10 protein-coding genes are annotated in these 11,851 nt (G+C 55.8%); 2 read left to right on the top strand and 8 right to left on the bottom strand.

What is annotated here, in order from left to right:
* Positions 1–14: 14 nt before the first annotated feature.
* The 6 genes from nuoF to HMPREF3096_RS02775 form a co-directional block, all read right to left on the bottom strand.
* The gene (gene nuoF / locus HMPREF3096_RS02800; RefSeq protein WP_002913158.1) at positions 15–1,352 is read right to left on the bottom strand and encodes an NADH-quinone oxidoreductase subunit NuoF; all 1,338 of its coding nucleotides are present in this window, start codon (positions 1,350–1,352) and stop codon (positions 15–17) included.
* A complete protein-coding gene (nuoE, locus tag HMPREF3096_RS02795) occupies positions 1,349–1,849 on the bottom strand; it encodes an NADH-quinone oxidoreductase subunit NuoE (protein ID WP_002913160.1) in 501 nt (166 codons plus the stop codon). The genes nuoF and nuoE overlap by 4 nt, the downstream gene beginning before the upstream one ends.
* A gap of 2 nt (positions 1,850–1,851) precedes the next feature.
* Positions 1,852–3,660: an NADH-quinone oxidoreductase subunit C/D gene (gene nuoC / locus HMPREF3096_RS02790; protein ID WP_008803946.1), complete on the bottom strand. Its 1,809-nt coding sequence runs from the start codon at positions 3,658–3,660 to the stop codon at positions 1,852–1,854.
* Between the two features lie 87 nt (positions 3,661–3,747).
* On the bottom strand, positions 3,748–4,422 hold the full coding sequence (nuoB, locus tag HMPREF3096_RS02785) for an NADH-quinone oxidoreductase subunit NuoB (protein WP_002913178.1): 675 nt from the start codon (positions 4,420–4,422) through the stop codon (positions 3,748–3,750).
* Between the two features lie 15 nt (positions 4,423–4,437).
* Complete coding sequence (gene nuoA, locus HMPREF3096_RS02780; RefSeq protein ID WP_002913181.1) at positions 4,438–4,884, bottom strand: NADH-quinone oxidoreductase subunit NuoA; 447 nt, start codon at positions 4,882–4,884, stop codon at positions 4,438–4,440.
* A 649-nt stretch (positions 4,885–5,533) separates the two neighbouring features.
* Positions 5,534–6,460 (bottom strand): LysR family transcriptional regulator, encoded by a 927-nt coding sequence (locus HMPREF3096_RS02775; protein ID WP_008803945.1) that lies wholly within the window; start codon positions 6,458–6,460, stop codon positions 5,534–5,536.
* Between the two features lie 876 nt (positions 6,461–7,336).
* Here HMPREF3096_RS02775 and alaA point away from each other — a divergent pair.
* Both alaA and yfbR read left to right on the top strand, forming a co-directional pair.
* Positions 7,337–8,554: an alanine transaminase AlaA gene (gene alaA, locus HMPREF3096_RS02770; protein ID WP_008803944.1), complete on the top strand. Its 1,218-nt coding sequence runs from the start codon at positions 7,337–7,339 to the stop codon at positions 8,552–8,554.
* Positions 8,555–8,635: 81 nt separating this feature from the next.
* Entirely contained in the window at positions 8,636–9,235 is a 600-nt protein-coding gene (gene yfbR, locus HMPREF3096_RS02765; RefSeq protein ID WP_002913188.1) for a 5'-deoxynucleotidase, read from the top strand.
* Positions 9,236–9,280: 45 nt separating this feature from the next.
* Here the strand turns inward: yfbR and HMPREF3096_RS02760 are convergent, their stop codons facing one another.
* A complete protein-coding gene (locus HMPREF3096_RS02760) occupies positions 9,281–11,113 on the bottom strand; it encodes an SLC13 family permease (protein ID WP_008803943.1) in 1,833 nt (610 codons plus the stop codon).
* Positions 11,114–11,189: 76 nt separating this feature from the next.
* Positions 11,190–11,849 (bottom strand): sugar phosphatase, encoded by a 660-nt coding sequence (locus HMPREF3096_RS02755; RefSeq protein ID WP_008803942.1) that lies wholly within the window; start codon positions 11,847–11,849, stop codon positions 11,190–11,192.
* Positions 11,850–11,851 lie beyond the last annotated feature (2 nt).

Below are 11,851 nucleotides of genomic sequence, written 5' to 3'. Positions count from 1 at the left end.
TAAAAAACCTTTGATTACCAGCGCGTCTTAAGCAGGTTCGGCTGAATCCCGTTGATTGCATGGGTATTGCTGAACTGCTGCTTAATGCCAGCCTCGAATTCTTCGCGGAAATATTTAATCGCGCTCTGTAGCGGTTCGACTGCGCCCGGCGCGTGCGCGCAGAAGGTTTTACCCGGGCCCAGGAATCGACACAGTTGCTCAAGCGTTTCGATATCGCCAGGCTGGCCTTCGCCGCGCTCCAGGGCGCGCAGGATCTTCACGCTCCACGGCAGACCATCACGGCACGGCGTACACCAGCCGCAGGACTCGCGGGCAAAGAACTCTTCGAGGTTACGCACCAGCGAGACCATATTGATCTCATGGTCAACGGCCATCGCCAGCGAGGTGCCCAGACGGCTGCCCGCTTTACCAATGCTTTCGAACTCCATCGGCAGGTCAAGATGCGCTTCGGTCAGGAAGTCGGTCCCTGCCCCACCCGGCTGCCAGGCTTTAAACTTCAGGCCATCGCGCATGCCGCCGGCGTAATCTTCGAGGATCTCACGCGCGGTGGTGCCGAACGGCAGCTCCCAGACGCCCGGATTCTTCACCCGGCCGGAGAAGCCCATCAGCTTGGTGCCAGCATCTTTGCTGGTGGAAATGTTCTGGTACCACTCGACGCCGTTGGCGAGGATCGCCGGCACGTTGCACAGGGTTTCCACGTTGTTGACGCAAGTCGGCTTGCCCCACACGCCGGAGCTCGCCGGGAACGGCGGCTTGGAGCGCGGGTTAGCACGCCGGCCTTCCAGGGAGTTGATCAGCGCCGTCTCTTCACCGCAGATATAGCGCCCTGCCCCGGTGTGGACAAACAGTTCGAAGTCAAACCCGGTGCCAAGGATGTTTTTCCCCAACAGGCCCGCTTCAGTGGCTTCGGCAATCGCACGACGCAGATGCTGGGCCGCTTCGATATATTCGCCGCGCAGGAAGATGTAGCCGCGGTACGCTTTCAGCGCAAACGCGGAGATCAGCATGCCTTCCACCAGCAGGTGCGGCAGCTGCTCCATCAGCAGACGGTCTTTATAGGTGCCCGGCTCCATTTCATCGGCGTTACACAGCAGGTAACGGATGTTCATGGATTCGTCTTTCGGCATCAGGCTCCACTTCAGACCCGTGGAGAAGCCCGCGCCGCCGCGCCCTTTCAGGCCAGCGTCTTTTACCGCCGTGACAATCTCATCCGGCGCCATCCCGGTCAGGGCTTTACGTGCCCCTTCGTAACCGTTTTTGCTGCGATATTCGTCCAGCCATACCGGCTGCTTGTCGTCGCGCAGACGCCAGGTGAGCGGATGCGTTTCCGCAGTACGAATTACGGTTTTCATTTGTACTGCTCCAGCAGGTCAGGAATTGCCTCCGGCGTCAGATGACTGTGAGTATCCTCATCAATCATCATGGTCGGTCCCTTGTCGCAGTTGCCCAGGCAACAGGTCGGCAGCAGCGTGAAGCGGCCATCGAAGGTGGTCTGCCCTGGCTTGATATTGAGCTTCTTCTCAATCGCAGCCTGAATACCTTGATAACCGGTGATATGGCACACCACGCTGTCGCAGTAGCGGATCACGTGACGGCCAACCGGCTGACGGAAAATCTGGCTGTAAAATGTTGCCACGCCTTCGACGTCGCTGGCCGGGATCCCCAGCACATCGGCGATCGCATAGATCGCCCCATCCGGCACCCAGCCGCGCTGTTTTTGGACAATTTTCAGCGCTTCGATGGACGCCGCACGCGGGTCTTCGTAGTGGTGCTTCTCGTGCTCAATAGCCTCACGCTCAGCCGCACTCAGCTCAAAAGCCTCGGTTTGTGGTTGTTGATTCTCGTGCATAATTAGCGGTCCACGTCTGACATAACAAAATCGATACTACCCAGATAGACGATCAGGTCGGATACCAGGCTGCCGCGGATCGCCGACGGGATCTGCTGCAGATGCGCAAAGCTCGGCGTACGCACGCGGGTACGGTAGCTCATGGTGCTGCCGTCGCTGGTCAGGTAGTAACTGTTAATCCCTTTGGTCGCCTCAATCATCTGGAAGGATTCGTTGGCCGGCATCACCGGGCCCCACGATACCTGCAGGAAGTGGGTGATCAGGGTTTCGATATGCTGCAGCGTGCGCTCTTTCGGCGGCGGCGTGGTCAGCGGGTGATCCGCTTTGAACGGGCCTTCCGGCATGTTATCGAGGCACTGCTGAAGAATGCGCAGGCTCTGGCGCAGCTCTTCGACTTTCAGCATCACGCGGGTGTAGCAGTCAGAGACGCCGCCCCCGGTCGGGACTTCGAAGTCGAAGTTTTCATAGCCAGAATAAGGACGCCATTTACGCACGTCGAAGCCGATACCGGTGGCGCGCAGGCCTGCGCCGGTGGTGCCCCACTCCAGCGCCTCTTTGGCGGTATAGGCTGCCACGCCGACGGAACGGCCTTTCAGAATAGTGTTGCGCAGCGCGGCTTTCTCGTAAGAATCCAGACGCTTCGGCATCCACTCGAGGAATTCCCGCAGCAGGCGATCCCAGCCACGCGGCAGATCGTGCGCGACACCGCCGATGCGGAACCACGCCGGGTGCATACGGAACCCGGTAATCGCTTCCACCAGATCGTAAATTTTCTGCCGATCGGTAAAGGCGAAGAAGACCGGCGTCATCGCGCCGACGTCCTGAATAAAGGTCGAGATATACAGCAGGTGGCTGTTGATGCGGAACAGTTCGGAGAGCATCACGCGGATCACATTCACGCGATCCGGCACGGTGATCCCGGCCAGTTTTTCCACCGCCAGCACGTACGGCATCTCGTTGACGCAGCCGCCGAGGTATTCAATACGGTCGGTATACGGGATGTAGCTGTGCCAGGACTGACGCTCGCCCATCTTCTCGGCGCCGCGGTGGTGATAACCGATGTCCGGTACGCAGTCGACGATCTCTTCGCCATCCAGCTGCAGAATAATACGGAATGCACCGTGGGCAGACGGGTGGTTCGGACCGAGGTTGAGGAACATGAAGTCCTCGTTGTCGGTGCTGCGCTTCATGCCCCACTCTTCCGGTTTGAAGGTCAACGCTTCCATCTCCAGATCCTGCTTGGCTTTGGTCAGCTCAAACGGATCGAATTCGGTAGCGCGCGCCGGATAGTCTTTACGCAGCGGGTGGCCTTCCCAGGTCGGCGGCATCATGATACGGCGCAGGTTCGGGTGGCCATCGAAGGTCATGCCAAACATTTCCCAGGTTTCACGCTCATACCAGTTGGCGTTGGGGAACAGTTTGGTGAAAGTCGGCAGATGCAGATCATTTTCAGACAGCGCCACCTTGAGCATGATGTCGCGGTTGCGGTCGATAGAAATCAGATGATAGAAAACGGAAAAATCCGCGGCGGGCAGGCCATCGCGGTGGGTGCGCAGACGTTCGTCCATGCCGTGCAGGTCAAACAACATCACGTAAGGCTTCGGCAATTTCTTCAGGAAATCACCCACCTCAAGCAGTTGCTCACGCTTCACCCACACCACCGGTACGCCGGTGCGGGTTGGCTGAACGGTAAAGGCATCCGGCCCAAAGCGGTTGCGCAGTTCGCCGATCACCGGGTCATCAAGGTGATCGCGGGTTTGCCAGGCTGGTGCGGCGTCATGCGCGGTTAAATCGGTCATATTGTTCACCATTGCAAAAGGTCCGTGGTGACTGCCGGGCGAGACTTCGCGTTGTTGTAGATTGATTTGCGAAGTGGTACTCCCGCCCGCAGGCGCAAATTAAATCTCGTCCGGCGTCCGCAGATTGGTCACTGCAATACGTTCGCCGCGTTTACGCTCGCGTTCCGACTGCATATTGGCGCGATAAACGCCCTGATCGCCAACCACCCATGAGAGCGGACGACGTTCTTTACCAATGGACTCCTGCAGCAGCATCAGCGCCTGCATATAGGCCTCTGGACGCGGCGGGCAGCCCGGGATGTACACATCGACCGGAATGAATTTATCCACGCCCTGGACGACGGAATAGATGTCGTACATGCCGCCGGAGTTAGCGCAGGCGCCCATGGAGATCACCCACTTCGGCTCCAGCATCTGATCGTACAGACGCTGAATAACCGGCGCCATTTTGGTAAAGCAGGTTCCAGCGACCACCATCAGGTCCGCCTGACGCGGAGAGGCGCGCAGAACTTCTGCCCCAAAACGCGCAACGTCATGCACCGCAGTGAATGACGTCACCATTTCCACATAACAGCAAGAAAGGCCGAAGTTATACGGCCAAATTGAGTTCTTACGGCCCCAGTTCACCATGTCATGCAGCGCGTGCTCGAGTTTCCCCATATACACGCTTTTATTGACTTCCTGCTCCAGGGGGTCGGTGACGATCTCCTGTTTCTGCAGGGGGTAACGGTCGTTCTCACCGTTAGGATCTATGCGGGTGAGCGTATAATCCATCTTATTGCCTCGCTTTTACTGCATATGACGGTTAGTGGGACTGTCTGTTTCCGGGTTAACCAGCGTGCGACGGGAACGCGCAGGCGTCCAGTCCAGTGCGCCGATGCGAACGAGATAAACCAGACCAGCCAGTAGCACTAAAATGAAAATTGCGGCTTCCACAAAGCCGACCCAGCCGCTCTCGCGGATAGAAGTCGACCATGCGTAGAGATACAGGGCTTCCACGTCGAAGATAACGAAGAACATGGCAACCAGATAAAACTTCGCAGAAAGACGTAAGCGGGCCGAACCAACGGAGTCAATCCCCGATTCAAACGGCGTGTTTTTGCTACGCGCGCGCGCGCGACCGCCAAGGTACCAGCCGCCGACGAGCATGAGGCAGCACAGGCCGATAGCGATGATGAGAAATATAGCGAATGCCCAATGATGAGCGATGACTTCAGTGGATGTTGACATACGCATTGCTTAACCAAAAAAGTGTAGCGCCAAAACCCTCTGCTCTTACTGGCAGATGAACGCCACAGCGTTTCACGGGAGGAATAAAAAAAACCGTGCAAAAAAGCGTCCCTGGTTGATGTGAGAAGCCCAGATGCCGTGGCTTTTTACCCCTTTCTTTAACCTTTTGTCAACTTTAACAAAAGTTTTCATAACATTAATTTACATTGGAATCTTTTCATTAACATTAAATGCCCTTTTATGCGAAATAACCTTGCATACTGTTCGGTTTTAGTGTTGTTGAATCGTGTCCGTTTCCGTCGTAAATCAAAAATCCCTTCTATTTTGACAGGATTTAGCCTCGATTCCTCCCCCCAAAGAGGGGTATTTTCTTGATCTGTGACACGGTTTTGTTAATTACCCCAGGAAATCGGCAACAATCCGTCCGGTTTTTTAACATTAGCAGGAAGTGTTGAAAGTGCAGGGAAAAGTCGACAAGGTGAGCGCCCGGTCACGCCAATACGCTGATTTTTCAGGAAAGAAATAAAAAAAACTTTCAAAACATCAATAATAGTGCAAAAAAAAGAGCCACCAGGCGGGAAACCCTCCCCTGAGGCTCTTTTTGCTCACTTACATTCTGTTACCAGTTTTTGTGATCTTTGTTAGAAAATTGCCCTCACAAAATGAAGGTGTTATCTCCCTCTTGCGGAGTAAGTGCCGGCCCCGTTCGCCAGGGGTCGCTCTCCTGACTCAGTGACTGAAAAATCACCTGCGGCAGCTCGCTCACCGTCTGCGGATTGCAACTGACCACATACCGGGTATCCGGCAGGCCAGGCAATCCATCGCTGATGCCAGCCACGCGCAAATCGGGGCTCATCATTTCGACGGGTCGCGCGGTGACGCCCAGCCCGGCTTTGACCGCCGCTTTCACCCCGGAGAGAGACGAAGCGCCATGGGCCAGATGCCATGGGACGCGGGCCGCCTCCAGCGCGGCAATAATATCCTGGCGGAATGGACCTGGCTCTTCGAGCAGGATCAGGGGAATAGACTCCCCTTTCGCCAGCACATATTCCGCCGCACAGTACCAGAGGGTCGGTGACGTTCTCAGGATGAAAGAGGTAAAGCCGGGAGGCTGATGGGTGGTCAGCGCCAGATCCACCCGCCCCTCGGCCAGCATCGCCATGATGGCGGCATGGGGATGCACTTTGATCTCCAGCGTCATTCTGGGATAGAAGCAGCCGATGCGGTTTAATAAAAACGGCAGGATGGTATCGGCCGTTTCTTCCGACGCGCCGATGGTCAATCCACCTTGCAGGCTGCCATACATCAGCGACATGCAGGCTTCATCGTTAAAACGCAGGATCTTGCGGGCATAGCCCAGTAGCTGGATGCCTTGCTCAGTCAGCAGTTTATTACGCCCGTGACGGGCGAAAAGCTCTTTGCCGACCAGCTGCTCCAGGCGTTGCATTTGCTGGCTGACCGCGGACTGGGTACGACACACTGCGGCGGCGGCGGCGGCGAAGGTGTTCAAATCAGCGACCGCCACAAAGGTGCGCAGCAGATCGAGATCAAGGTTGAGTATCGGACGTGTTGTATTAATCATCTTTCTTCACTTACAGGTGGCTAACGCTGACCTGCCTTGTTGATGCTTTACGCCAGGTTTCCGGCTATTCCCTGAGCCTCGTGCTCACCGTCAGATGGCGGATAAACAACTGGACGAACGTTATTACATGCCAAAGTACTCGTCTGGGCAAATGCGCAGAACCACGGAGTAATATATTGTTCGTATTTCTCATTGTTATTTATTACCACGGCCAGCCAGGTGTCATGCGTCGCTCCGGAAAAGCGGCCAGTGGTGGTGAGAAAGTCTCTCTTCCACCGCGCGTTCACACAGGGAAGAATGAACAATAAAATCCTGTAATAACAATATATTAAACATCAATCCAACCGGAGTGCTTACCGGCTATCACTGATATTAACGGCGATATTCTAACCGATTCCCGCCCTTTTTATAAGCCTAAATAAGGATTAACTCAGATAATTTTAAATTTTTTTCAACGTTTTATATAAATTAACAAACCTCAGATTATTACCTGTCAAAAATAATAATAATGCCCCCGCGGACTGTTTTTTATTGATATTATTTAACATCAAAATTACAAATCAGTCCCTATTGTATTAAGGATAGCGTTGTTTAGTCTGCCAACATTCTTCGTTCGCCCCTTCGTCACACAAACAAACCAGATAAATGATGGCAAAAAAGGCATATGGTCTACATATACGACCAAAAAAAGCATCATAAGCAGGTATAACCTACAACCTAAAACCGTAAGCGGCAGATAAATCAATTACGCTTAAAATCCTGCGTTAGCAAAATCTTCTCCTGCAAAGCCTTCAAAACAGCGGGGATGCGGAGTACATTGTTCCGTGCTGACTTCCACGGCAGGGAGTGGCGATAACAGCTAAAAGGTCAAGATTCATGTCCCCCATCGAAAAATCCAGCAAGTTAGAGAACGTCTGTTACGACATCCGTGGCCCGGTTCTGAAAGAAGCGAAACGTCTTGAGGAAGAAGGCAATAAAGTTCTGAAACTGAACATCGGCAACCCGGCGCCATTCGGCTTCGAGGCCCCTGACGAGATCCTCGTCGACGTCATCCGCAATCTGCCTACTGCCCAGGGTTACTGCGATTCGAAAGGGTTGTATTCGGCGCGCAAAGCCATCATGCAGCATTACCAGGCCCGGGGAATGCGTGATGTCACGGTAGAAGATATTTACATCGGCAACGGCGTGTCCGAACTGATTGTGCAGGCGATGCAGGCGCTGTTAAACAGCGGCGATGAGATGCTGGTTCCCGCGCCGGACTACCCACTGTGGACAGCGGCGGTGTCGCTTTCCAGTGGCAAAGCGGTCCACTATCTGTGTGACGAATCCGCTGACTGGTTCCCGGATCTTGACGATATCCGCGCCAAAATCACGCCGCGCACCCGCGGGATCGTGATCATTAACCCCAACAACCCCACCGGCGCGGTCTATTCCAAAGAACTGCTGCAGGAGATCGTCGAGATCGCCCGGCAGCATAACCTGATTATTTTCGCCGATGAGATCTACGATAAGATCCTCTACGACGAAGCCCAGCATCACTCAATTGCTGCTCTGGCGCCGGATCTGCTGACCGTGACCTTTAACGGACTGTCGAAAACCTACCGTGTTGCCGGCTTCCGTCAGGGGTGGATGGTGCTGAATGGCCCGAAAAAACACGCGAAGGGCTATATCGAAGGCCTGGAGATGCTGGCGTCGATGCGTCTGTGCGCCAACGTGCCGGCACAGCATGCTATCCAGACGGCGCTGGGCGGCTACCAGAGTATCAGCGAATTCATCATTCCCGGCGGGCGCCTGTATGAACAACGCAACCGCGCCTGGGAGCTGATCAACGATATTCCGGGTGTCTCCTGCATGAAGCCAAAAGGCGCGTTGTATATGTTCCCGAAAATCGATGCCAAACGCTTCAATATTCACGACGACCAGAAAATGGTGCTCGACTTCCTGTTGCAGGAGAAAGTCCTGCTGGTGCAGGGTACCGCGTTCAACTGGCCGTGGCCGGATCATGTGCGCATTGTGACGCTGCCTCGTGAAGACGACCTGGAGATGGCGATCTCCCGCTTTGGCCGCTTCCTCTCCGGCTACCACCAGCTTTAATCGCTACGCCGCCGGCATTTGCATCCGGCGGCGATCCCTGCGCACAATGGAACCCGATGTTGTCACTGATTAAGGGTTCCTATGAGTCAGAGTCATTTCTTTGCCCACCTCTCCCGCCTGAAACTGATTAACCGCTGGCCGCTGATGCGCAACGTGCGCACCGAAAATGTCTCCGAACACAGTCTGCAGGTGGCGATGGTCGCCCATGCGCTGGCGGCAATTAAAAACCGTAAATTTGGCGGCCAGGTCAACGCCGAACGTATCGCCCTGCTGGCGATGTACCATGACGCCTCCGAAGTATTAACTGGCGACCTCCCTACCCCGGTGAAATATTTCAACTCCCAGATTGCCCAGGAATATAAGGCGATTGAGAAAATTGCTCAGCAAAAGCTGGTGGATATGGTCCCTGACGAGCTGCGCGATATTTTCGAGCCGCTGATTGATGAGCATCACTACAGTGAGGAAGAGCAGTCGATCGTTAAACAGGCTGACGCCCTCTGCGCCTACCTGAAGTGCCTCGAAGAGCTGTCTGCGGGTAACAACGAATTTCTGCTGGCCAAAGGCCGTCTGGAAAAGACGCTGGCGTCGCGGCGTAGCGCGGAGATGGATTACTTTATGCAGGTGTTTGTCCCGAGCTTCCAGCTGTCGCTGGATGAAATAAGCCAGGATTCGCCGCTGTAATTTTTCAGGCCGGGCAGCGGTTGCGCCCTACCCGGCCTGACCCCCTTAGAACGGAAACAGTACCGGGATCAGCAGCACGCAGACCACCATCACCAGTACGGTGAAGGGCACGCCAATCTTCACAAAGTCGCTGAAGGAATACTTACCCGGGCCAAGCACCAGGGTGTTGACCGGCGAGGAAACCGGAGTCATAAACGCCGCCGAAGCCGCCATCGCCACCACCATGGCGAAGGGATAGGGCGACACCCCCATCGACTTCGCTGCTGCCAGGGCTATGGGCGCCATCAGGACCGCGGTCGCGGTATTAGAGATGAACAGACCTATCGCCGCGCACATTACAAACAGGCAGCCGAGCATCAGATAAGGCCCCTCGCTTCCGGCGACGTCCATCAGTCCCTTGACCACCAGATCTACCCCGCCGGTTTTCTGCAACGCCAGGGCAAACGGCATCATCCCGACAATCAAAATAATGCTTGGCCAGTGGATCGCCTTATAGGCGCTTTCGGCGTTGATGCAGCGGAATTTGCCCATCAGCAGGCAGGCGATGATCGCGGCAATCGGGTTGGGAATTTCATCGGTGAGCATCAGGGCTACCATCAGCACCAGACAGAAAATCGCGTGTGGAGCCTGGCTGTGCGCCGGCGAAGCGTCATCCACTTCAACCGGCATATTGAGCACCACGAAATCCCGCCCACGCTTCGCCAGCAGGGCAATTTGCCGCCAGTTGCCGACCACCAGCAGGATATCGCCGAGCTGCAGCGGCTCATCGACCACGGAACCATCCATCGCCTCGCCATCGCGCTTCATGCCGACGATATTGAGACCAAACCGGGTGCGGAACGCTATCTCACGCACCGTTTTCCCAATCATCTCCGAATCCGGGATCAGCGACACCTCCGCCATGCCCACATCCAGCGCCTGATCGGCAAAATATTCGCCGCGCAGCACCATCGGCTCGAGCATCTGCTCACCACAGAACTGGCGTAAGTCGACATCGGAGGCGGACATATCGATCAGCAGGACGTCGCGGGCGCGGAATTCCGATACCCCGTTGACGTTAACAATCACCCGACGGAACCGCCGCCAGCGTTCGACGCCGATGACGTTGGCACAGTACCGCTCACGCAGTTTTAAATCATCAAGACGCTGGCCGATCATCGGCGAACCAGGACGGATCGCCAGCCGGCGGGCGCGGCCAGTGAGGTGATATTCGCGGATCAGATCGCGGAAGGTGCTTCTTTTACGGCCATCACGCGCGGATTCGCCATTCTCTGTCTTCAGCATAAAGCGCACCGCCAGCATATAGACGATGCCCAGGATCAGCACCACCAGGCCAATCGGCGTGACGCTGAAAAAACTGAAGCCGTGCAGCCCTTCGCGCAGCAGTTCACTGTTGACGACCAGGTTGGGGGGCGTTGCGACCAGGGTCATCATCCCGCTGATAAGTCCGGCAAAGCTCAGCGGCATCATCAGCCGCGAGGGAGAGGTATTCATCCGCGCCGACACGCTGAGCACTACCGGAATGAAAATGGCGACCACCCCGGTTGAACTCATAAACGCACCCAGCCCGGCGACGGTGAGCATCAGGTAAACCAGCATCTTGGTTTCGCTGTTGCCCGCCACACTCACCAGCCACGCCCCCATCTTGGTGGCCACCCCGGTACGCACCAGGCCATCACCGATAATAAACAGGGCGGCAATCAGGATCACGTTAGGATCGCTGAACCCGGAAAAGGCTTCATTCAGCGTCAGCGTGCCGCTGAGGACGAAGGCGACAATGACCATCAGGGCGATAGCATCCATGCGCACCTTGCCGGTAGCAAACAGCACAACCGCGATAGCCAGAAGGGATAAAACCCAAATCAATTCACCGTTCACAACGTTTCCTTGTCACAAGTGGGAGTCGACATAGTGGCATAAAAAAGCCCCGGCAACGCGGGGCGAAATCATACGTTTACGCTTTAAGACGCACATTAACATAGCCGTCCGCCTGGCGTTCGATCACCAGATCGTCCAGGCTACTCAGCACGAGGTCGGCTTCATCCAGTCGAGGGGCATCGGCAGGCACGTTGACCGCGATGGTGCGACACCCCGCCGCCAGGCCGGAGAGCAACCCCGCTGGCGCATCTTCTACCACCGCGCACTGATCGGCCGGTAGTCCCAGCCGCTCGGCGCCCAGCAGATAGGCGTCCGGCGCCGGTTTTCCGTGTTTTACCTGCTCAGCGGTGATGAAGACCTCCGGCATCGGCAGGCCTGCCGCGCGATGACGCGCGTGGGCAACCGGCACCGACCCGGAAGTGACAATCGCCCATGGGATCCCAGCCTCATTGAGGGTACTCAGCAGGGTTAACGCCCCCGGCAGAGCGACAATGCCCTCGATATCAGTGGCTTCAATCTGCTCGAGGAAGCGGAATTCGGCCTGGATATCCTCCTCGCTACGACCCGGCATAAAATGGCGAATAGAGGTAATGGCCTGCTTGCCGTGAATAAAACTGAGAATTTCATCATGGTCAATGGCGAAACGATCGCCCCACTTACACCATGAACGCTCCACCACCGGCAAGGAATCCACCAGCGTCCCGTCTAAATCGAACAGGAAACCTTTACACTGCACGG

The organism is Klebsiella sp. HMSC25G12 (assembly GCF_001807705.1).
In the GTDB taxonomy this organism is placed as follows: Bacteria; Pseudomonadota; Gammaproteobacteria; order Enterobacterales; family Enterobacteriaceae; genus Klebsiella; species Klebsiella variicola.
The sequence above is the reverse complement of the archived record's forward strand: the minus strand, read 5'-3'. Positions and strand labels throughout refer to the sequence as shown.